Source organism: Ruegeria sp. BB10 (assembly GCF_056535725.1).
The window spans coordinates 2005783-2025390 of record NZ_JBQFIW010000001.1 but is presented as its reverse complement, the minus strand read 5'-3'; the positions used below and the strand labels follow the sequence as shown (position 1 = coordinate 2025390).

The following is a 19608-nucleotide window of genomic DNA, read 5'->3' as shown; positions in this document are numbered from 1 at the left end:
GCAGTCATTCCTATCCTCATCGGCACACATACCCTGTGCGCCGGGTTAAGTAGGGGCATTCGCATCCGGATGTGCCGCGGCAAAGGCGGGATGGTCGGCACAGGCGGCCTCGACTGCAAGGAGGCGGGGCAGGTCTGACAAATCAACCTGCCAGCGCCGCGCATTATAGAGCTGCGGCATCAAGCATAGATCGGCCAGCCCTGGGCTGCTGCCCGTGCAATAGGGTGTCTGGTCAAATCCCGCCAACAGCGTTTCAAACGCCAGCAGGCCGGGTCGGATGAAGTGGCGCATCCAATCGCCCGGCATCCCTTCGGCACCGTTGCTCAGCGTTGTGGCATATTGCGCCACCGACAGGTTGCAGACCGGGTGGATGTCCACCGCGATGGAGTGTGCCAGCGCCGTTGCCTTGGCGCGCAATGCAGGCTCGGCAGACAATAAGCCCAACCCCCGGCTTTGATCCAGATAGTCGATGATTGCCAAAGATTGCGTCAATCGCAGCCCGTCAATATCCAGCACCGGAACCAGCCCCTGCGGGTTACGCGCAAGATGGTCTTGTGACTTCTGGTCCCCGGCCTTTAGATCAACAAAGACAGGACGATAGGCAATTCCCGCCAAATTCAGCGCGATGCGCACCCGGTAGCTGGCCGATGAGCGCCAGAAATCAAAAAGAACCACTTCGCCCATTGTTTCACGTCTCTCTAAGGGCCGCGGCTTCGACTGCCTGGTTCAGCACGTCGGAGTCCCCGATATGGTTCGCCAAAACCAGAACCAGACGCGCGTTCAGCGCGTCGCTTGCGGATTTGTCCAACCCGTCATGGGCGGCCAGCAGTCCGGCATAGAAATCATCGGCATTGTCGAGATTGGGGGTGAGGATCAGATCAGTCATTTTCTTACTCCTTGCCGGTGGCCCGGCGGATCGCCTGCCGGAACGCGTTTTCTTCGTAGCTGTCACGCCGCGCGGCAACATGCTGGTCGGGGCGGATCAGGTAGACCGCGCCGGCGGCATCGCCCAGATACCGACGCTTGAGTTCCAGCGTCAGGTCATCCTTGACCGACAACGCAAGCCGGGTGGCTTCAACCCCGTCTTCTTCGATCCGCTCGGGGGCGTCGGCGTCAATGGTCAACAGGGTGAACTTGCCTGCCAATTTTGGCAACAAGAATTCATCGCCCAGCGGCGCATCCGAGCAGGCCGAGCCCGGTCGCGTGATATCCGGGCCGTCCAGTGCATCGGCTGAGCTGAGCGAAGACCCCTGATAGGCGCAGGGCGTGCTCAACCGTCCGGAATTGACCAGAGGGCGGGCAAATTCGAAATGTTCGCTGAGGTCCAGAACCGCGTCCCGCAACAGTCGCGACATCTGGGACTTCGGCGTGATGAAGTCGGTCGAGCGGCTGGATTTCGTGATATTCTCATCCGCTGCCTGCACTCGCTCGCGGCTATAGCTGTCCAGCAAAAGCTCGGGCGCTTTGCCGTCCAGAACCAGTTTCAATTTCCAGCACAGGTTATCAGCGTCCTGAATTCCTGTGTTTGCCCCAAGTGCCCCAAACGGGCTGACCTGATGGGCGCTGTCCCCGGCAAACAGAACGCGCCCATGGCGGAACCGCTCCATCCGGCGGCATTGGAACGTATACACCGATACCCATTCCAGATCGAAATCCACATCCTCGCCCAGCATCGCTTTGAGGCGGGGGATGACATTCTCGGGGCGTTTTTCGCGCTCTTTGTCGATGTCCCAACCCAATTGCAGGTCAATGCGCCAGACATTGTCGGGCTGCTTGTGCAACAGAGCCGACTGCCCGCGATTGAACGGCGGATCGAACCAGAACCAGCGCTCGGTTGGGAGATCGACCTCCATCACCACGTCGGCGATCAGGAAGTTGTCTTCGAAGACGCGGCCATCGAAATCCAGCCCCAGCATGCGACGGGTCGGAGAGCTGGCACCGTCGCAGGCAATCAGCCACTCGGCTTCGACGTTATAGGGCCCCTCGGGGGTTTCGACCTCAAGCACCACGTGGGTGTCATGGGTGCCGATGGCCTCGACCTTGTTGCGCCCACGGATTTCGATGGGCGCGCCCGAAGCCTGCAATTGCCGCACACGGTCGACCAGAGCATTTTCGAAATAGTATTGCTGAAGATTGATGAAGGCCGGGTTTCCAAAACCCGTGTCGGGTTGCAGATTGAACTCATAGACCTGGCGATTGTCGAAATAGACCTTGCCGACATTCCACTGCATGCCCTTGTCCACCATAGGGCTACCCGCGCCCAGACGGTCAGCAATATCCAGTGTACGTTGCGAAAAGCATATGGCCCGGCTGCCGAAGCTGACCTTGTCATTGTCATCCAACACCACGACCGGGACACCTTGCTGGGCCAGATCTATCGCAGTGACCAGCCCGACCGGCCCGGCACCGACCACAATGACCTTGTGCCGGATGGCGATGGCAGCGTCCTGATCCGGGCTGCGTTCGTAGGCGTAAAGTGGGACTTCGAAAATCTTGTTCATGGGTTCTCCCCCGATACATATGCGCGCAAGACGCAAATCTCCTGTCCTCTGACGCGGCCACGCCCGAGACCTTGCCCAATGCTTTCATTGATTTTTCCGACGCAAAACGATCTGGATCAAATGCGACGGAATGTCCTTAACTTTGCAGATCCGACCACATCTCAAGGTCGCGCTGGGCGGTCCAGATGCGTGGGGTGTCAATGCCGCGTGCCTCGTCATAGGCGCGCGCGACGTTGAAGGGCAAACAGTGTTCATAGATCGCATAGTCGGCGAATTTGGAGTCGCATTCAGCGCGCACAGCATCCCAGGCCTGTTTTAAGGTGCCGCCGCCCGCAGCGACCCGTGCCGCCGGTCGGTAGGTGCTGTTGACGAAGTCGCGGGTGCTTTCAATCGCTGCGTTCACCATGTCTGCCCCGATCAGCGCATCTCCGCGCCCCGGGGCGATGGCATTCAGATCAAACGCCTTGATTGCGTCCAGCGTACCGCCCCAATCGCCGAAATGCCCGTCACCGCAGTAGCAGGCGGAATGATATTCGACGATGTCGCCAGTAAACATCACGTTCTGGTCTGGCACATGAATCACGATGTCCCCGGCAGTGTGGGCGCGACCCAGGTGCATGAGGTCGACCCTGCGATTGCCCAGATAAACAGTCATCCTGTCCCGAAATGAAGTCGTGGGCCATGTCAGGCCGGGAATGCTTTCGTACCCTTCAAACAGGCGGGGAAAGCGCTGAAACTCGCTATCCCAATCCTCTTGCCCGCGTTCGGCAACCATAGCGCGGGCCTTGTCCGACATGATGATCTGCTGCGCCTCATAGGCACTGGCGCCCAGTACACGGACCGCGTGATAATGCGTCAGCGCCAAATGTGTAATCGGCTTATCCGTGACCGAACGCACGCAGTCGATCACCTTGCGTGCCAGCCGTGGTGTGGCTTGTGCTTCGATAATCATCACGCTGTCGTCGCCGATGATTACGCCGGAATTTGGATCGCCCTGCGCTGTAAAGGCATATAGGCCCTTGCCAATTTCGGTGAACGAGATCGCCTTCTCAGAAAGATCCGATTGCGAGGCGAAGGCCTTTGTCATCAGTTTGTTTCCTGCAGGATCTTTGCCAGCTCAGGTGTGACTTGTAACGTCACGCGCTGCATGTCAGCGGACAGGGCTCCCATGGTTTGCTGCATGAACGGCTGCATTTTGCCCATGATGGCGCTGCCATGCTCTGATCCGTAGAAATCGATCAATGCAGACAGTTCTTCGGCCGAGAACAAGTCAGCGCTGCTGTCGATCATCTGCTGTTCCAATTTCGGACGCAGGCTTTGCATCGCGCCAGACATCACAACACCGATACGCTGCAACTGATCCTCCGTCACAGTAACGCCCGGCGGGAGAGTGGCCGCAACCTGCGCTGCCATACCTTCGGGTGAAAACATGTTGTCCATCATCAATTGCACATCCGGCAACTTCACATATTCCTCGGCTAAGGCTTGATTATCCGCGGCCAAGGCCGAATGGCTGAACCCGATGGCCAGTATCAGAGAAGCAACAAGAGTTTTCAGGGTCACGTTTGATCCAATCACGTTTGGGCACGATTCATCGTGCATATGGGGTGTCGAGCGCGGCGAGAACGGTTCCGGTGCAATTGCCGAAGCCAATCGTGTAACCGTCACCTTTGGCAGCGCCCTTCAACTCTAGCGTGTCGCCATCTTCGATGAAACTGCGGGTTTCACCGCTGTCCAGAGTCAGGGGTTCCTTTCCTCCCCAGCTTAGCTCCAGCAGTGAGCCGCGTTCGGGCTTGGTTGGGCCCGAAATGGTCCCAGACCCAAGCAGATCGCCGGTGTTCATCGGGCAGCCGGATGTGGTGTGATGCGCCAGTTGTTGCGCGGCTGAATAGTACATTTCCTTGTAATTAGTTCGCGTGATGATTGTGGGGGCCTTGCCATTGGGCGCCATGGAGATTTCCAGATCGATATCATACAGCATCGGGCCGCAATCTTTCAGGTGATCCAGCAGTTCGACCTCACGTTCCGGAGTGTCGCAGCGGAACGGCTCCAACGCCGCTTTGGTGACGATCCACGGGCTAATCGAAGTGGCCGTGGCCTTGGCCTGAAACGGGCCGAGAGGCTGGTATTCCCAGGCCTGGATATCACGCGCGGACCAGTCGTTCAGCAGGACGTAGCCAAAGATGTTGTCGTCAGCCTCCTGCACCGAGATCGGACCCTCCGACGGGGTGCCGACGATGGCGCCCATCTCAAGTTCGATATCGAACCGTGCCGAGGGGGCAAAGCGGGGCGTGTCGTCATTTGGCCCTTTCAGCTGACCCCACGGGCGGCGAATGTCCGTACCCGAGACAACAACTGACGACGCCCGGCCGTTATAACCGATCGGGATGTGTAGCCAGTTCGGCGGCAGCGCGTTTTCCGGGCCGCGGAACATGGTTCCGACATTCTGGGCGTGATGCCGTCCCGCATAGAAATCGGTGTATTCGCTGACGGCAAACGGCATGTGCATTTCAGCCTCTGCCTGCGCGATAAGCAGGGGTTCGACCTTGTCTTGCTCTTCCGACCCTTCGGTCAGCAAATCTGTCAGCCGATCGCGCAGGGCAGCCCAGACGGCGGGGCCCTGCTCCATCAGCGGGTTCCAGAAGGGCAGGTCAAACAGCGGCTCATCGGACAGGTCGATCAAACCCTCGGCTTCGGCCGTGGTGACATCCAGGATCAAGTCTCCGATGGCGACACCACAGCGGGGCTCGTCGCCCCCGGTCGAAAACACGCCATAGGGCAGGTTGTTCAGTGGAAAAGGGTGGGCCGCGTCATTGGCCGAGGCCACCCAGGATTTCATCAAAGGCATCTGTGATCCTTGTTTGTCTGATCTATTGCGCGTCGCGCAAGGATTTTAGCCCCAGCAAAAGCGCGGCCACTATCATGAACCCGCCCCCAGCCCGGTCCAGCCACAACCGCGCTGCACCCTTGAGCCGCGCAGCCAGCCAGCTGGCGCTGCCGCCATAGGCAGTCAGAAACAGCCCATCGATGGTCAGATAGGTGGCAGAGAGGATTGCGAATTGCGGCCAGAATGGCAGCGCGCCGTCAATGAATAGCGGGAACAGGGCCGCGAAGAACACCACAGCCTTGGGGTTGGCGGCCGAGGTGATGAAACCCTGCATCCACAGCGCCTTGCTGCTGGCGCGCGGCGCGGTCTGCGTGGTCTTGCGGTCCGCCTTTATGATCATCTTCACCCCAAGGAACACCAGATAGGCCACGCCCAGCCATTTGATCACCGCCAGCACTGTGCCCGAGGCCGCAATGATCGCGGCCAGACCAAGCCCCGCAGCGAGCATTTGCAACAGATTGGCCGTCAGGTCTCCGGCTGCCGTGAACACGCCGCGTTTCAGGCCATTGGTTGCAGAATTGGACAGCATCAGCAATTGGCTGGGGCCGGGTGTGCTCATCAGCAGCAAGACGGTGACGACATAGGTGATCCAGATATCAAAGCTCATCTCAGCCTCACTTTTTGCCAGGGGTTCCGTCGAACTTTTTCTCAAGAGAGGTCCAGCAGTCAATGTAATCGTCCTGCAAGGGGGCCTCGTTGGCGGCAAAAGGCGTCAGATGTTGTGGGAAGCGGGTCTCGAACATGAAGGACATGGTGTTGTCCAGCTTGTCGGGGCCCAGGTTGGCATTCGAGGCCTTTTCGAACGCGTCTCGATCCGGCCCGTGCGGCAGCATCATGTTGTGAAGGCTCATCCCGCCGGGAACAAAGCCCTGCGGTTTGGCGTCATACTGACCGTAGATGTTGCCCATCAGCTCGGACATGATGTTCTTGTGATACCATGGCGGGCGGAACGTATCCTCGGCCACCATCCAGCGTTCGCGGAACAGGACAAAGTCGATATTGGCCGTGCCCGGCTGCCCCGAGGGCGCAGTCAGCACAGTAAAGATCGACGGGTCGGGGTGATCAAACAGGATCGCGCCGACCGGGCAATAGGTGCGCAGATCGTATTTGTAGGGCGCATAGTTGCCGTGCCAGGCAACCACATCCAGCGGGCTTTGACCGATCTTCGTAGTATGGAATTGCCCGCACCATTTGACGGTCACGGTCGAGGGTACCTCGCGGTCTTCAAACGCCGCCACCGGCGCTTTGAAGTCTCGCGGATTGGCCATGCAATTGGCGCCGATCGGGCCACGACCGGGCATCTCGAATTTCTGACCGTAATTCTCGCAGACAAAGCCACGTGCGGGGCCTTCCAGTACCTCGACGCGATAGACCAGTCCGCGCGGGATGATGGCAATCTCTTTAGGTTCCAGATCGATGATCCCCAGCTCGGTGGCAAAGCGCAGGCGGCCTTCCTGCGGCACCACCAGCAGCTCGGAATCGGCTGAGAAGAAGTAGGCATCCACCATCGACTCGGTAACCAGATAGATATGGCTGGCCATACCCACCTGCGTGTTCACATCGCCCGCCGTGGTCATCGTGCGCATGCCCGTCAACCAGGTCAGCCCCTGATCGGAATGAGGCACTGCATCCCAGCGATACTGGCCCAGGCTGATCACATCCGGATCAACGCAAGGCGCGGATTTCCAATAGGGCAGGTCGATCTTCTCGTAGCGATGCGAATGCTTGACCGAGGGCCGGATGCGGTAACACCACGTCCGCTCGGGCGGGTTGGCGGTAAAGGCTGTTCCGCTAAGCTGTTCGCCATAAAGGCCATAATTACAGCGCTGCGGGCTGTTCATTCCCTGCGGTAACGCGCCGGGCAAGGCCTCGGTTTCAAAGTCATTTCCAAAGCCAGGCATATAGCCTGCATGGGTGCCCACGGGCGTGCTGGCCTGGGTCATTTTGTGCGGATCAGTCGGATGGTTCATCCTGTGTTCCTCCATTTGCTGCTTGAGGAATAATAGTTGTTTTTGTAACTAACAAGCATGACAGATGATCAATTCAGCGAAAATGATGGCTTTGATCTGCAAGATTTCCTGCCCTATCTGCTGAACCGCGCGGCCGAGGAAATCTCGTTAGAGTTCCAGCAGATCTACAAGGATCGTTACGGTATGCTGCGCACCGAATGGCGGGTTCTGTTTCATCTGGGCAATTATGGAGAGATGACAGCCAAAGAGATCGGCGAACGCGCCCGATTGCACAAAACTAAGATCAGCCGCGCAGTACACAGGTTAGAGTCCCGCCGGTATCTGGTGCGCAATCGCAGTGAAACAGACCGCAGGGTCGAAAACCTGATGTTGACCCACATGGGGCAATCCGTCTATCGCGAGCTAAGCGGTATTGCCGAGCAATATGACGCAAAACTGACGGCCCAATTTAACCCAGATGAAGTCGTGCTGTTGCGCAATATGCTGCGGCGGCTGGCACATATGGATTGAGTACTGGTAATCGCGGCCTCTGGTCCCCAGATGACAACCAGAGCGGACACTGGAATAAAATAAAAATGACAACCCTGACTGCCGAAACGGCAAAATCCAATGATCTTATTGACTGGTTGGTTACACGCGGCCTGGAAGGGGCAGCGAAAGAAGAGCTGCTGGATGGCTATTGCAACAAACTTTTGGAACTTGGCGTGCCGCTAATGCGTTTTCACGCCGCGCAGTCGGCCTTGCATCCCGTGTACGGCGGGACCGGGTTCAGCTGGTACGAGGGCAGAGGCGGAGAATCCGAGACCTTTGAGTATTCCGAGCAACCCAGCGAACAATGGCAGCAAAGCCCTTTGTTTGCGATCTTGAACAATGAGATAGACGAGATCCGCGAACGCCTGGTCGATCAAAATGAGCCCAGCCGTTTTCCCCTGTTAAACGACCTGCGTCAGATCGGTGCGACCGACTATTACGCCACCGGTGTTAATTTTGACGTTCCCACCCACAACGCTCCGAAAGACGCCAAAAAGGCGGTGGACGGGGTGCTGTTGTCTTGGACATCGAACGCCCCCAAGGGGTTCGAGGACAAAGATCTGGAATTGATCCACACAGCCTTGCCCCATCTGGGGTTGGCGCTGAAATCTGCTGCAAGTGCGCGTGTTTCCAAGGATTTGATGCGGGTCTATCTGGGTCGCGATGCGGGACGGCGGGTGCTGTCTGGTGAAATCCGGCGGGGATCACTGCAGCAGATCGATGCGGTGATGTGGAATTTTGACCTGGAAGGATTCACCAGCCTCTCCGAAGAGCTTCCGGGTGCTGAAATCATCGACATGCTGAATGACTATCTGGCCGTAGCCGTTGGTGTCGTTCACGACAATGACGGCAATATTCTGAAATTCATGGGCGATGGGCTGATGGCGATGTTCGACGTCGGCGAGATCGACGAAGACGCGCGCGCAGCGCTGAAGGCTGTACCGATGTTGCAGCAGCGGATGGAGGCCCTAAACGCCCGCCGTAAGGCAAACGGTTTGCCAGTGGCCAACTTTACTCTGGCCCTGCATGCGGGCGAGATTCTGTATGGCAATATCGGGTCCGAGACCCGGTTGGATTTCACTGTTATCGGGCCAGCAGTAAACCAGACCGCACGGATCGCTGGGATGCACCGGTCGCTGGGGCAGAGAATTCTGATCTCGGATGATGTAGCCCGCGCGGCTCAGCCTTGCGGTCAGGACCTGATCTCGGTTGGGCGTTACATGTTGCGGGGTGTGTCCGAGCCGAAAGAGTTGTTTACGGTCTACAATGCCGCCGAGGCCTAGCCGGGGCATTTAACTGGCTGGATTGATTAGCTCTCTGCCGGTGAAACGGCCCGCTGATACAGGTGCCAGGTGGTGTGGCCAAGGATCGGCAGAGTAAAGATTAAGCCCAGAAACGCCGGAACCATCGATAACAGCATGGTGACCGAGATGATCGCCGCCCAACTAAGCATGACCACCGGGTTTTCCGTGACGACGCGAATGGACGTTATCATGGCAGAAACAAAATTTGTTTCCCGGTCCAGCAGCATGGGCATGGCGATGACGGTCACCGAGAACAGCACAGCAGACAGAAAGCCGCCTACGCAGGTGCCAACAGCCAGAAAAGTCCAGCCCTGCGGCGTGAAGAAGACAGTGTTCAAGAACCCGTCAAAATCCGAGAAGGATGCATTCTGCAGGATAATCGCCAGCCAAAGCCGAACCTGATATACCCACACCCAGAATATGAACAGGGTGACGAAGGCCATCCAGCCCAGTTCACGCTTGCGTTGATTGGCCATGACGGTGAGGATTTCAGACCAGCCGAAGCTTTCCCCTTTTTGCAACCGACGGGACATTTCATAAAGCCCGGCCGCGGCGAAAGGCGCGACCAGTGGAAAGCCTACAATGGCGGGAATGATCATCCAAATCTTGCCGAGCCAGACCAATCCCCAAACAAACAGGATTCCGAAAACGGCATAGAAGAGGCCGAAGAAACCGCTCATTAAGGGGCGAGCTAAAAAGTCGGAAAACCCGGCCTTAAGCGACGCAGTGATATCACCGGCGGTTACTTTGTTGACTTTGGGCAAAGCCTGCTGCTGCGGCGTCAGTTTGTCAGGTGGCGTGGAACCAGCGGTCTTGGATGTCATGACATACCTCCTCCGCAAACAAGTTTGCGTCAGTGGCAGCGCAAGAGCAAGGGTGGAGTAGCACGGCTTGGTTGCACCGCCTTGTCAGAACAACTTCTAAAAGTCGATCTCGACCCCAGGCAGGTTCAATTCCTTCATCATGTCGCGCAGTTCCTGCCGGGCTGCGATGTTCGAGATGTTCAGCTGTTTGACCCCGATATCCTTGAGGTCCAACAGTGTCAGGCCACGCGGGAACAACTCGCGAAAGATAACCCGCTCGGAAAAGCCTGATGCGACGCGGAAGCCGATGCGCTGGGACAGCATTTCGATCGCGCGCTGCATCTTTTCCTTGTTGACCATACGCTGTGTACCGACGCGGTTACGCACGACCACCCAGTCGATAGGTTTGAGCCCGGCCTGCGCCCGCAATTGCCGCGCGTTCCAGACCATTTCGGAATAGACCGAGGGCCCAAGGATTTTCTCGCCCTTTGAATCGATCCGTGCCAACAGGTCAAAGTCGATGAAGCTGTCGTTCAGCGGTGTGATCAGCGTGTCGGCCAGCGAATGCGCAACCTGACTGAGGCGGGTATGCGAGCCGGGGCAGTCGATCAGGATAAAATCGCTGTCGCTTTCCAGTTCAGAAACGGCGGCGGACAGGCGGTGGTCATAGATATTCTCACCGGGTTTCAGCTTGGAGGCGTCGATCTCGGGCAGGTCATGGTGGCGCGGGCTGGGCAAGGGGACCTCGGACCCGTTCATGAATTTGCCGCGATTTTCGAAATACCGCCCCAGGCTGCGCTGTCTCAGATCCAGGTCCAGGGTGCTGACTTTGTGACCCAGCCGTGCCAGTGCGGTGGCCACATGCATCGACACGGTCGATTTGCCTGCGCCGCCCTTCTCGTTTCCGACTACGATGATATGTGCCATGCCTGTATTCCCATGTCCCGCCGTGCTTCGCACACGTTGTTGCGAACCACTATATGTTGTGGAAACCGAGATGGGAAGAACCTCAATCGGTGATTTCAGGCTCTAAATTGGAAAACTATGACGTGGAATAGGGTTAAGCTGTGTGCTTGTCAAAAGTGGTGCCCTGTTTCAGTGTCAGACGCAAAGAATTGCGATAGGGGCGACCGGTGGATCATCTGTTTCTGAACGTTCTGAACGTGGTCCTACCCGTCCTGATCTGCGCCGGAATCGGATATTGTCTGGCCCTGATCAAAGCGCCGTTCGACAATAAGGTGATCGGGGGGATCGTGTCGCGGGTGGGGTATCCGACGCTGATCATCTCGCATCTGACCGCTACCAGTATCGCTATTGGTACTTTTCTGGATGTAATGGCCGCCGCTGCACTGGCCATCGCCGGATTCGGAGTGCTGGGGTTCGTCGCCCTCAAGGCAATGCGCCTGCCGGTACGCGCATTTCTGACACCGCTGATGCACAGCAACGTGGGTAATATCGGCTTGCCGATCACGCTGCTGGCGTTGGGGGACGCAGGCATGGCCTATGCGATGGGGTTCGTTGTCGTCGTGCTGATCAGTATCTTCACCATCGGTATGTGGATTCCGGCCGGAGAATTCTCGCCCCGTAAAATTGCCACCTCGCCGATCATCTACGCTGTGACCCTTTCGCTGATTTTAATGGCGACCGGGTACAGCCTGCCGCAACCTATCGCCAAGTCCTTCGACATTCTCGGCGGGTTGTCGATTCCGCTGATGTTGCTGACGCTGGGCCATACACTGGCGACTTTGCGGATCAAACGTCTGGGTCTGGCGGTGGTGCTGACCCTGCTGCATCTGGTTATGGCGGTTGCGATCTCAAGCGCGCTGGTCTGGGCGTTTGGCTTTACCGGGGCTGAACGCGGCGCGTTTATCCTGTGTTGTCTGATGCCATCTTCGGTTGCGACCTACCTGTTCATTGATCAGCACATGCCGGAATACGGCCCGGATGTGGCCGGATTCATTTTGGTTTCGACACTGACCACGATTGTTGTTCTACCGGTTGCGCTGGCCTACTGGATCTGACGCGCACCCTATGCGAAGCGAAAAAAACTGCTAAACTGCTGATAAATTGGATTAAAGACCTAAAATTTAAGGGACGTTGATGACTGACAAGACCTCGGAAGAAGTCACCCCGCAGGCTCGTGCCCGCGTGGTGCTGGCGATGACAGCGATCTGTATGATGGTTGTGGGGTTCAATACCACCGCCGTGACAACCATCCTGCCCAACTTGAAGGCCGAATTCGACCTGACCCCGTCCGGGCTGCAATGGGTGATGGCAACTTATTCCGTGGCCAGCGCGACACTTGTTACCATCGTCAGCCGTCTGGGCGACATTACCGGCAAGATGGGCGTTTTTTTCTTTGGTATGATCGTCTTTGCGATCGGGTCGGCCTTGGCGCTGTTTGCTCAGGATGGGGTGATGCTGCTGATTGGTCGTGGTGCGCAGGGGGCAGGGGCAGCAGCGCTGTTCGGCACCTCTTTGTCCTTGTTGACCGCCGCTACGCCCGAAGAACAACGCGCCAGTGTCACCGGGGCCTGGGGCGCGATCGTTGGTCTGGCCATCGGTGTCGGGCCTATCGTCGGCGGAGCCTTTGGTCACTATGTCAGCTGGCGGGCCGTTTTCGCGGCTGACTTGGTATTACTAGCTGTGGCCTTTGCCATCGGAATGCACGTCAGCAAGCGAAACTATATACCCGATACCCGTCTTGCAGGTGCGAAATTCGACTATCCGGGGGCGGTTGCCATCCTGTTGTTCCTTGGACCACTGTCCTTTGCACTCAGCAATGGGGAAAGCGGTGGATGGGACACGCCACTTACGTTGGTTCCGCTGGCCATCGCGGCGATGGCGACCATCGTGCTGGTGATCGTCTCACGCCGCAGCTCAGATCCGCTGGTTGAACTGCGGTACTTTCGCCATCCGCGCTACTTTATGGCTGCGGCGGGCATGTTTGTTACCGGTTTCACGCTGTTCTGCTTCTTTGTATATTTCAACACCTTCGTGCAGTCGCCGGACGCCTTCAGATACAGCTCTATCGGGGCAGGGCTGGCGATCATGCCGCTCAGCCTCAGCATGTTCGTCATCTCGGTGACCGCGCCCCGCTTTTTGGCGCCCTACAGTTTCCGGTGGCCCGTTACAATTGGCCTGGGGGCGATGGCCTGCGGGTTCCTGTTGCTGATGACAACCAACAATTCCACGCAATATGCCGAGATTTGGTGGAAGCTTTTGATTGTCGGCGTCGGTATGGGCATCTGTTTTTCCTTGCTGCCGCGCCTCGGCCTGCGTCTTCTACCCGAAGAACATGTTGGCCAGGGGTCAGGCGTGATCAACGCCTGCCTCTATTTCGGAGCCACCCTTGGAGCGGTGGTCGGTGGTCTGGCCGAATCTATCACCATTCGTCGCGGTCTGTCCGAGGTGATCGCTGCGCTGCCCGCTGGGTCAACCCAGCGCGAGGATCTGGCACATGCGCTGACCCACGGCACGCCCAGCCAGATCCAGCAATTGATCGCGGGGATGGACCCGTCGACCAGCTCTGTCGTAGCCAAAGCTTTGCGCGAATTGCAGGACAATGCCTTTGACAGCGCCATGTTGGTCGCCGCGGTTGCCGCGCTTGTCGGCATGGTACTGGCCTTGCTGCTACTGCGCGGGCCGGTGCCGCCGTTGCACAGTGCGGCAGAGCTGACGCGCGCACCCAGGTAAATGCATTAGCGGAAAAGGACGTCGACCGGTCTGGATCAAATGGGTTTAACCTCCAAGGTACACCCCATCTTTGGGTCGATAAAAAACCTTCTGATCGTGCAGCTTGCCAAGAAGATCATGGACGCGGCGCAGGGTGTTTTCGCGATCCACTTTCCCATCATCCGTTTCATCTGGTGTTGCCAGCGAACGGGAGGCAGCCAAGCCGCGCAAGGCTGTTTCGATCAGATCCATATCCTGCACCGAAAGTTCGAACATATCATTGTACTTGGGCATTTCAGGGTCTCCGTCGTATCAGGGCGGTTCTTGGTGCCAAGTGTAGCACCTTTTCAGCATTGTGCGGCGGTTACTGAGGTTGACGAGTGAGATCCGCGAGGGTGTCTTCAGGGGCTTCCTTTCTGGCAGGCCCATTGCACCGTCTCACATGCCTGCCCTGAAAAGAAAAAGGCCGCCCCAAGGGACGGCCTTTCGCATCTCAATCGGGTCAGGTTTAGAAGCCCAGACCTTCGTATTTCTTCTTGAACTTCGACACGCGGCCGCCGGCGTCCATCAGGCGCGACGAGCCACCGGTCCACGCGGGGTGCGAGGAGGGGTCGATTTCCAATGCCAGCTGGTCGCCTTCGCTGCCCCAGGTGGATTTCATCTGAACCACGGTGCCATCGGTCATTTTGACGTTGATGAAGTGGTAATCGGGATGGATGTCTTTTTTCATCTTTCCGCTCCTTACGCCTCGGCGCCAGCTTTGGGCTTGTAGTTTGTGACCTCTGCGATACGTGCGGATTTACCGCGACGGGTGCGCAGATAGTACAGTTTGGCGCGACGGACGCGGCCACGGCGGACAACGGTGATGCTGTCGATGTTGGTCGAATGCAGTGGGAACACACGCTCCACACCTTCGCCAAACGAGATTTTGCGGACGGTGAACGATCCGGCGATGCCCTCGCCACCTTTGCGCGCGATGCAGACGCCTTCGTAGTTCTGCACACGGGTGCGCGACCCTTCGGTCACTTTAAAGCCGACACGGATGGTGTCACCGGCTTTGAAATCGGGGATGTCTTTCCCCAGGGCGGCAATCTGTTCCGCCTCAAGCTGTGCGATCAGGTCCATCGCAGTTACTCCTATCTGCTCGTGGTTGGTCCACGAAGTTAAGCACGGCCTGAGAGCTCTTGGTCTTCACCGGGTCCTGCGTACAGCCCGCCAGAGGTCAGATCGAATGTTCCTTTGGTCTGGCCTGCCCTGACACGCCGTGGCTGAAGAAAGCTGAGCGATGCGCCATGATGAAAACCAAAACACCGGAGTCGCGTTACGCGGCACCGGATTGCGCTGCTTTACGGGGTTTGCGATCAGGGATCAAGATAAAAACACCATATTTTCAACGCAAGGGTGGTGGGTTTTCGCCGTAAGCAAACTGCACCGTTGCGTTATCAGGCGGATCAGGCATTCTGGGGGCAATTATAAGAGCAGTAATTTAAAAACAGGAACCGATCATGCGCATTGCATTGATGCTGGCCGTCATGGCCTTTGCGACCCTGTCCTGTGGTCGCAGCACACCTCCGCCTCAAAAGGTCGAGGCCAAAGCTTTTCTAAGTACAACTTCCCCTTCAGTCATCTACCCGGCCTTTGGCGACGCCGACCCGCATGACTGGGATGGGCGGCATCCTGGCCACTATCCGGTGCATGGGCTGGATGTCTCACGCTGGCAGGGGCCGATCGACTGGCATCAGGCCAAGGCATCAGGCGTCAGTTTTGTGTTCATCAAAGCGACCGAAGGTGGAGATGTCGCCGACCCCTTGTTCGAAGACCATCGCCGTGGCGCGCAAGCTGCGGGCGTGCCGTGGGGGGCGTATCATTATTATTATTTCTGCCGCCCAGCGCATGAACAGGCCCGATGGTTCATCAAGAACGTGCCAAAAGGGGCTGACCTGCCGCATGTGCTGGATATGGAGTGGACGCCGCATTCCAGAACCTGCAGGTTGCGCCCCGATGGTGCCACCGTCCGGGCCGAGGCTAAGCGGTTCTTAGATATCTTGGAACGTCACTATGGACGCCGTCCGATCGTCTATACAACGGTGGATTTTCATGGGGATACAGAAATAGGACGTCTGCGCGGGACCGAATTCTGGCTGCGATCCGTTGCCGGACACCCCCATCAGGTTTATCCGAGATCGTCCTGGCGGTTCTGGCAATATACCGGCACCGGGCTGGTGCCTGGCGTGCAGGGCAAGGTGGATATCAACACGTTCAACGGCCACCCCGAAAGCTGGGCGCGCTGGAAGGCGGGGGGCTAGTCCCGCACTTTTCGGTAGATCTCCCACAGATCGGGTCGCCGTTCGCGGGTGATCCGTTCTGACATTTCGTGCCGCCAATCGGCAATGCGCCCGTGGTGGCCGGACATCAGAATGTCGGGGATTGGGCGGCCCTTCCATTCGGCGGGGCGCGTGTATTGCGGATGCTCCAGCAAACCAGACGAAAAGCTCTCTTCCTCGGCCGAGGCTTGATTGCCCAATACGCCGGGGATCAATCGCACCGTGGCGTCGATAAGTGCTTGCGCTGCGATCTCACCACCGGTCATAACGAAGTCGCCCAAGCTGACCTCTTGGACGCCATAATGTTCCAGCACCCGCTCATCGACACCCTCGAAGCGTCCACACAGCAGAGTCATGCCGTCGCAGCGCGCGAGGTTTTGCATCATACGTTGATCCATCCGGCGTCCACGCGGGCTGAGATAGATCAGCGGCCAATTGCCCTGAACACCCGCCATCGTGTGTTCGATCGCCTCTCCAAGAACGTCGGCACGCAGCACCATGCCTGCACCACCACCCGCAGGTGTGTCGTCGACGTTGCGATGTTTGCCGATGCCGAACGGGCGCAGATCAACGGTTTCCAGCTGCCACAAACCTTCCTGTAATGCCTTTCCGGTCAGGCTTTCGCCCAGCACCCCAGGAAAGGCTGAAGGAAACAGAGTGATGATCTTGGCCTTCCACACCCCGTGCAGATCAGGCGTAGGAGTCAACAGCTCGCGCGGTTTCAAGGTTGGGCGGATCGCCTTGCGACCGTGGGATTTACTGGGTTTGTCTGTCATGTCGTGCCGGTCAGAGCGCCTTTTGCGCGTTCAATTATCGCCGTCTTTTGCGCGATCAAGGCGGCTTCGTCCAGACGCGAGCGATTCAAATCCAGCAATTCCGCCAGAACGTCCTCGGGTAGGCGATTGTTCACCCGGGAAGGCGGCACCAGACGTTTGGTCTTGTCGCGCGACAGGTTCAGAAATTCGGCGAACGGGGTGCCGGGACCAAAGCGTTGCAGTTGCAATTCCTCAAGCCAACCTGTCTTCACCGTGACTGAAGGCAACCGATCGCGGATTTGATCTGCCGTGTCTTGCAAAGATGGCAGATGATTCATGCTCGCCCGGAAGGCTTCGAAGTCATGGACCTGACGCATGCGTTCCAGATCATGCGCCCAGAGGCTGCGCAGCCAGCCGCCGCGCTGGCGTAAGGACAGGTAGATTGTGATCTCGGCCTCTTGCTGGTCAAAGCGGTGCCGGACCGCGTCCACCATACAAGCGGCAAGTTCCGGTGCGGCTGCGTAGCCCTGTTCGATGTTGCGGCTAGGGCGTAATCCGGCAAAGTTTTCTTCGCTGACGATCAATCCGCGTCTGGTGCCGAAATCCAGTGTTTCGAGAAAGGCGCGCATCCGGGTTCCGAATTCGGACAACGTACCCACGGTGCCATATATGGAATGTGTGGTTGCCGCGCGGGACAGGCCCGAGTTTCGGGTGCGATAGGGCAAGATCAGCGAGAAATGCGGCCAGATCAATTCGCGGTTGTCATACAGGAAAGATTGGGCCGCGGTGGTGCCGGTTTTGTGCAGCCCTAGATGCAACAAAACCCTCCGCATCAGATCAGCCCTTCGGGCGGATCAGCGACAATGCGGCCCTTGTCCAGATCAACCGTCGGAACAGCCTCGCGCGTAAAGGGCAGCAAGACCGTAGATTTCAGACCCGGACCGTGCAGTTCCAGCAAGTCGGCTGCGCCGTGGTTCTGCACCGATTTCACCCGGCCCAGCAGAGTGCCGCCTGTATCATAAACCTCAAGCCCGATCAGATCGGTGTGATAAAATTCGTCGTCGGGCAACGAGGGCAGCTGATCGCGACGGGCATACAGACGCAGGCCATTGATCGCGTCCGCTTGTTCTTTGGTTTCAATCCCGCCCAATCGGGCGGCGAACCCGTTCTTGATGGGGCGGGTCAAAACCAAGGGGTAACGCTCGCCGCCGTTTTCGTCCGTCAGTGGGGAATAGGCCTCGATATCCTCGGGGACCGCGCAAAAGCTTTTCAGGCGCACTTCGCCGCGCACCCCGTAAGAGCCCGCAATGCTGCCGACACAGATCAGATCACTCATTTGGCTTGTCCACCGTCACACATAATCCGTCCTGCCAATCGCCGCGTGCCTCACAGGCCTCGCGCTGGTTCGAGCGTTCAAAGAACACGCCCACAATAAATGCGATCATCAGCAGGATGGGAAGTCGAATAAGCCCGAACATTCTTAGCGCACCTCAATCGGCAGCGTGTCGTGGCGGCTTTCCCAGCCAACACGTTCCAATTCGGGGGTGTCGGAAAACTCTTCCGGCTGCCCGACGCAGAAATAGCCGATCAGCCGCCAGTCGTCCGACACGTTCAAGTCACGGGCCAGCCGGTCAGGGTCCAGGATCGACACCCAGCCCAACCCCAGCCCTTCGGCCCGCAAGGTGAGCCAGAACAGGGTAACGGCCGACACAACAGAATAGCGCCGCATCTCGGGCATGGTTCCGGCACCCAGACCTTGCCCCTTATCGGTGGCATCATCGCAGAAAACGGCCAATTGTACCGGGGCTTCTTGCATGCCGGACAGTTTCAACTGGCTGTAAAGTTGCGCTTTTTCGCCGGAGTAACCGTCCAACGCCTGCGCGTTGGCGGTTTGGAAATTCTCAAGCGCCGCGGCACGCGCGGCTTCGCTTTCGACGCGGATCACACGCCAGGGTTCGCTAAGCCCCACCGAAGGGGCCAGTCGAAACGCGTCGAGGCAGCGCGTCAGCACTGCCTCGTCTATCGCATCGGTGCGGAACCGGCGCACATCGCGCCGGAGCCGCATCAACAGATCGAACTGCGTGCGGAAATCGTCAGTGAAAGTCTGATCCTGCACGCGCTCGCCTGCTTATTCTTCTGCTGCTGCTTCTTCAGCCGGTGCAGCAGCTGCTTCGGCAGCTTCAGCAGCCTTTGCAGCTTTCTCTTCCGCGCGTTCCTGAGCTTTCTTGCCCGGGGTCCCCTTGTTGGGGTTGTTACGCTCGGCTTTGTCACGGGTGCCAGCGGCTTCCAGCATGCGCGCGATACGGTCGGTGGGCTGTGCGCCCTGATCCAGCCAGTACTGGATGCGCTCCATGTTCATTTTCACACGCTCTTCGCTGTCTTTCGGCAGCAGCGGGTTATAGGTGCCCAGTTTCTCGATGAAACGACCGTCGCGAGGCATACGGCTGTCAGCAGCCACGATGCGGTAGAAAGGACGTTTTTTCGAGCCGCCGCGGGCGAGACGAATTTTCATTGCCATGGTGGTATCTCCTTTGGATGGCGTTTACCGGGATCGTTTCCGGTTAATTCTGGTGTTTCTTGTGGTGTCGGATGACTTCCTGAATGATGAAATTCAGGAAAGCCTTGGCGAAGTCGGGGTCTAGATCGGCCTCTTTCGCCAGGTCTTCTAATCGTGCGATCTGCGCAGCCTCGCGCGAGGGATCGGACGGGGGAAGGTCGTGTGCGGCCTTGAGCTTGCCAACAGCCTGCGTGTGCTTGAACCGCTCGCCCAGCGTATAGACAAGGATCGCGTCCAGCCGGTCGATGCTTTCGCGATGCTCTTTCAACAGCGCGGCAGCCTGTGTCACGGGGTTGGTCAT

Annotated in this window: 25 protein-coding genes; 5 read left to right on the top strand and 20 right to left on the bottom strand. The window is 58.0% G+C overall.

Features of this window, described 5'->3' with window-relative positions; translation table 11 throughout:
• Positions 1-45: 45 nt before the first annotated feature.
• The 8 genes from maiA to hmgA form a co-directional block, all read right to left on the bottom strand.
• The gene (gene maiA / locus ACR3EP_RS10350; protein WP_480637632.1) at positions 46-684 is read right to left on the bottom strand and encodes a maleylacetoacetate isomerase; all 639 of its coding nucleotides are present in this window, start codon (positions 682-684) and stop codon (positions 46-48) included.
• Between the two features lie 4 nt (positions 685-688).
• Complete coding sequence (locus ACR3EP_RS10345; protein WP_170350302.1) at positions 689-886, bottom strand: DUF2783 domain-containing protein; 198 nt, start codon at positions 884-886, stop codon at positions 689-691.
• Between the two features lie 4 nt (positions 887-890).
• Positions 891-2501: an FAD-dependent oxidoreductase gene (locus ACR3EP_RS10340; RefSeq protein WP_480637630.1), complete on the bottom strand. Its 1611-nt coding sequence runs from the start codon at positions 2499-2501 to the stop codon at positions 891-893.
• A 136-nt stretch (positions 2502-2637) separates the two neighbouring features.
• Positions 2638-3588, bottom strand: coding sequence for an MBL fold metallo-hydrolase (locus ACR3EP_RS10335; RefSeq protein WP_480637629.1), 951 nt, complete (start codon positions 3586-3588; stop codon positions 2638-2640).
• Positions 3588-4064 carry a DUF2059 domain-containing protein gene (locus ACR3EP_RS10330; protein WP_170359943.1) on the bottom strand — a complete coding sequence of 159 codons (477 nt, stop codon included), beginning with the start codon at positions 4062-4064 and terminating at the stop codon, positions 3588-3590. The genes ACR3EP_RS10335 and ACR3EP_RS10330 overlap by 1 nt, the downstream gene beginning before the upstream one ends.
• Positions 4065-4092: 28 nt before the next feature.
• Complete coding sequence (gene fahA / locus ACR3EP_RS10325; RefSeq protein ID WP_480637627.1) at positions 4093-5349, bottom strand: fumarylacetoacetase; 1257 nt, start codon at positions 5347-5349, stop codon at positions 4093-4095.
• A 22-nt stretch (positions 5350-5371) separates the two neighbouring features.
• A complete protein-coding gene (locus ACR3EP_RS10320; RefSeq protein WP_480637625.1) occupies positions 5372-5995 on the bottom strand; it encodes a LysE family translocator in 624 nt (207 codons plus the stop codon).
• A 7-nt stretch (positions 5996-6002) separates the two neighbouring features.
• On the bottom strand, positions 6003-7358 hold the full coding sequence (gene hmgA / locus ACR3EP_RS10315; protein WP_480637623.1) for a homogentisate 1,2-dioxygenase: 1356 nt from the start codon (positions 7356-7358) through the stop codon (positions 6003-6005).
• A gap of 57 nt (positions 7359-7415) precedes the next feature.
• Between hmgA and ACR3EP_RS10310 the strand changes: the two genes are divergently transcribed.
• Positions 7416-7868 carry a MarR family winged helix-turn-helix transcriptional regulator gene (locus ACR3EP_RS10310; RefSeq protein WP_170359952.1) on the top strand — a complete coding sequence of 151 codons (453 nt, stop codon included), beginning with the start codon at positions 7416-7418 and terminating at the stop codon, positions 7866-7868.
• A 65-nt stretch (positions 7869-7933) separates the two neighbouring features.
• Positions 7934-9172: an adenylate/guanylate cyclase domain-containing protein gene (locus ACR3EP_RS10305; protein WP_170350310.1), complete on the top strand. Its 1239-nt coding sequence runs from the start codon at positions 7934-7936 to the stop codon at positions 9170-9172.
• Positions 9173-9198: 26 nt separating this feature from the next.
• On the opposite strand, the gene ACR3EP_RS10300 is transcribed toward ACR3EP_RS10305, so the two are convergent.
• Positions 9199-10017, bottom strand: a complete 819-nt coding sequence (locus tag ACR3EP_RS10300) for a DUF2189 domain-containing protein (RefSeq protein WP_170377437.1) — start codon at positions 10015-10017, stop codon at positions 9199-9201.
• A gap of 96 nt (positions 10018-10113) precedes the next feature.
• Positions 10114-10923 (bottom strand): division plane positioning ATPase MipZ, encoded by an 810-nt coding sequence (locus ACR3EP_RS10295; protein WP_170350312.1) that lies wholly within the window; start codon positions 10921-10923, stop codon positions 10114-10116.
• Between the two features lie 206 nt (positions 10924-11129).
• On the opposite strand from ACR3EP_RS10295, the gene ACR3EP_RS10290 reads away from it, so the two are divergent.
• Positions 11130-12017: an AEC family transporter gene (locus ACR3EP_RS10290; RefSeq protein ID WP_480637622.1), complete on the top strand. Its 888-nt coding sequence runs from the start codon at positions 11130-11132 to the stop codon at positions 12015-12017.
• A 79-nt stretch (positions 12018-12096) separates the two neighbouring features.
• Entirely contained in the window at positions 12097-13692 is a 1596-nt protein-coding gene (locus tag ACR3EP_RS10285; RefSeq protein ID WP_480637620.1) for an MFS transporter, read from the top strand.
• A gap of 45 nt (positions 13693-13737) precedes the next feature.
• Here ACR3EP_RS10285 and ACR3EP_RS10280 read toward each other — a convergent pair whose 3' ends face one another.
• From ACR3EP_RS10280 to rplS, 3 genes are all read right to left on the bottom strand, one after another.
• Entirely contained in the window at positions 13738-13965 is a 228-nt protein-coding gene (locus tag ACR3EP_RS10280; protein ID WP_170517944.1) for a hypothetical protein, read from the bottom strand.
• Positions 13966-14179: 214 nt separating this feature from the next.
• Positions 14180-14401 (bottom strand): 50S ribosomal protein L31, encoded by a 222-nt coding sequence (gene rpmE, locus ACR3EP_RS10275; RefSeq protein WP_170350316.1) that lies wholly within the window; start codon positions 14399-14401, stop codon positions 14180-14182.
• Between the two features lie 11 nt (positions 14402-14412).
• Entirely contained in the window at positions 14413-14796 is a 384-nt protein-coding gene (gene rplS, locus ACR3EP_RS10270) for a 50S ribosomal protein L19 (protein WP_170657767.1), read from the bottom strand.
• A gap of 380 nt (positions 14797-15176) precedes the next feature.
• On the opposite strand from rplS, the gene ACR3EP_RS10265 reads away from it, so the two are divergent.
• Positions 15177-15977 carry a glycoside hydrolase family 25 protein gene (locus ACR3EP_RS10265; protein ID WP_170350318.1) on the top strand — a complete coding sequence of 267 codons (801 nt, stop codon included), beginning with the start codon at positions 15177-15179 and terminating at the stop codon, positions 15975-15977.
• On the opposite strand, the gene trmD is transcribed toward ACR3EP_RS10265, so the two are convergent.
• From trmD to ACR3EP_RS10230, 7 genes are read right to left on the bottom strand one after another with little or no spacing between them, the layout of a single operon-like run.
• Positions 15974-16771: a tRNA (guanosine(37)-N1)-methyltransferase TrmD gene (gene trmD, locus ACR3EP_RS10260; protein ID WP_170550814.1), complete on the bottom strand. Its 798-nt coding sequence runs from the start codon at positions 16769-16771 to the stop codon at positions 15974-15976. The two genes, ACR3EP_RS10265 and trmD, sit on opposite strands and share 4 nt — an antisense overlap.
• A complete protein-coding gene (locus ACR3EP_RS10255; RefSeq protein WP_480637617.1) occupies positions 16768-17583 on the bottom strand; it encodes a hypothetical protein in 816 nt (271 codons plus the stop codon). The genes trmD and ACR3EP_RS10255 overlap by 4 nt, the downstream gene beginning before the upstream one ends.
• Positions 17583-18086 (bottom strand): ribosome maturation factor RimM, encoded by a 504-nt coding sequence (gene rimM / locus ACR3EP_RS10250; protein WP_226688906.1) that lies wholly within the window; start codon positions 18084-18086, stop codon positions 17583-17585. Before rimM ends, ACR3EP_RS10255 begins: the two co-directional genes overlap by 1 nt.
• Positions 18079-18228 carry a hypothetical protein gene (locus ACR3EP_RS10245; RefSeq protein WP_165590802.1) on the bottom strand — a complete coding sequence of 50 codons (150 nt, stop codon included), beginning with the start codon at positions 18226-18228 and terminating at the stop codon, positions 18079-18081. Before ACR3EP_RS10245 ends, rimM begins: the two co-directional genes overlap by 8 nt.
• Positions 18229-18230: 2 nt before the next feature.
• The gene (gene bluB / locus ACR3EP_RS10240) at positions 18231-18866 is read right to left on the bottom strand and encodes a 5,6-dimethylbenzimidazole synthase (RefSeq protein WP_480637615.1); all 636 of its coding nucleotides are present in this window, start codon (positions 18864-18866) and stop codon (positions 18231-18233) included.
• A 12-nt stretch (positions 18867-18878) separates the two neighbouring features.
• On the bottom strand, positions 18879-19268 hold the full coding sequence (gene rpsP / locus ACR3EP_RS10235; protein WP_170350323.1) for a 30S ribosomal protein S16: 390 nt from the start codon (positions 19266-19268) through the stop codon (positions 18879-18881).
• A gap of 43 nt (positions 19269-19311) precedes the next feature.
• The gene (locus ACR3EP_RS10230) at positions 19312-19608 is read right to left on the bottom strand and encodes a chorismate mutase (RefSeq protein ID WP_170350324.1); all 297 of its coding nucleotides are present in this window, start codon (positions 19606-19608) and stop codon (positions 19312-19314) included.

Coding starts and splice junctions, on each gene's coding strand:
- ACR3EP_RS10265 (WP_170350318.1), top strand. CDS start 15,177: ATGCGCATTGCATTGATGCTGGCCGTCATGGCCTTTGCGACCCTGTCC.
- ACR3EP_RS10255 (WP_480637617.1), bottom strand. CDS start 17,583: ATGCGGAGGGTTTTGTTGCATCTAGGGCTGCACAAAACCGGCACCACC.
- ACR3EP_RS10320 (WP_480637625.1), bottom strand. CDS start 5,995: ATGAGCTTTGATATCTGGATCACCTATGTCGTCACCGTCTTGCTGCTG.
- rimM (WP_226688906.1), bottom strand. CDS start 18,086: ATGAGTGATCTGATCTGTGTCGGCAGCATTGCGGGCTCTTACGGGGTG.
- ACR3EP_RS10310 (WP_170359952.1), top strand. CDS start 7,416: ATGACAGATGATCAATTCAGCGAAAATGATGGCTTTGATCTGCAAGAT.
- ACR3EP_RS10280 (WP_170517944.1), bottom strand. CDS start 13,965: ATGCCCAAGTACAATGATATGTTCGAACTTTCGGTGCAGGATATGGAT.
- maiA (WP_480637632.1), bottom strand. CDS start 684: ATGGGCGAAGTGGTTCTTTTTGATTTCTGGCGCTCATCGGCCAGCTAC.
- ACR3EP_RS10285 (WP_480637620.1), top strand. CDS start 12,097: ATGACTGACAAGACCTCGGAAGAAGTCACCCCGCAGGCTCGTGCCCGC.
- fahA (WP_480637627.1), bottom strand. CDS start 5,349: ATGCCTTTGATGAAATCCTGGGTGGCCTCGGCCAATGACGCGGCCCAC.
- rpsP (WP_170350323.1), bottom strand. CDS start 19,268: ATGGCAATGAAAATTCGTCTCGCCCGCGGCGGCTCGAAAAAACGTCCT.
- ACR3EP_RS10335 (WP_480637629.1), bottom strand. CDS start 3,588: ATGACAAAGGCCTTCGCCTCGCAATCGGATCTTTCTGAGAAGGCGATC.
- rpmE (WP_170350316.1), bottom strand. CDS start 14,401: ATGAAAAAAGACATCCATCCCGATTACCACTTCATCAACGTCAAAATG.
- ACR3EP_RS10340 (WP_480637630.1), bottom strand. CDS start 2,501: ATGAACAAGATTTTCGAAGTCCCACTTTACGCCTACGAACGCAGCCCG.
- ACR3EP_RS10345 (WP_170350302.1), bottom strand. CDS start 886: ATGACTGATCTGATCCTCACCCCCAATCTCGACAATGCCGATGATTTC.
- ACR3EP_RS10230 (WP_170350324.1), bottom strand. CDS start 19,608: ATGACCAACCCCGTGACACAGGCTGCCGCGCTGTTGAAAGAGCATCGC.
- ACR3EP_RS10245 (WP_165590802.1), bottom strand. CDS start 18,228: ATGTTCGGGCTTATTCGACTTCCCATCCTGCTGATGATCGCATTTATT.
- ACR3EP_RS10305 (WP_170350310.1), top strand. CDS start 7,934: ATGACAACCCTGACTGCCGAAACGGCAAAATCCAATGATCTTATTGAC.
- ACR3EP_RS10295 (WP_170350312.1), bottom strand. CDS start 10,923: ATGGCACATATCATCGTAGTCGGAAACGAGAAGGGCGGCGCAGGCAAA.
- rplS (WP_170657767.1), bottom strand. CDS start 14,796: ATGGACCTGATCGCACAGCTTGAGGCGGAACAGATTGCCGCCCTGGGG.
- hmgA (WP_480637623.1), bottom strand. CDS start 7,358: ATGAACCATCCGACTGATCCGCACAAAATGACCCAGGCCAGCACGCCC.
- ACR3EP_RS10300 (WP_170377437.1), bottom strand. CDS start 10,017: ATGACATCCAAGACCGCTGGTTCCACGCCACCTGACAAACTGACGCCG.
- trmD (WP_170550814.1), bottom strand. CDS start 16,771: ATGACAGACAAACCCAGTAAATCCCACGGTCGCAAGGCGATCCGCCCA.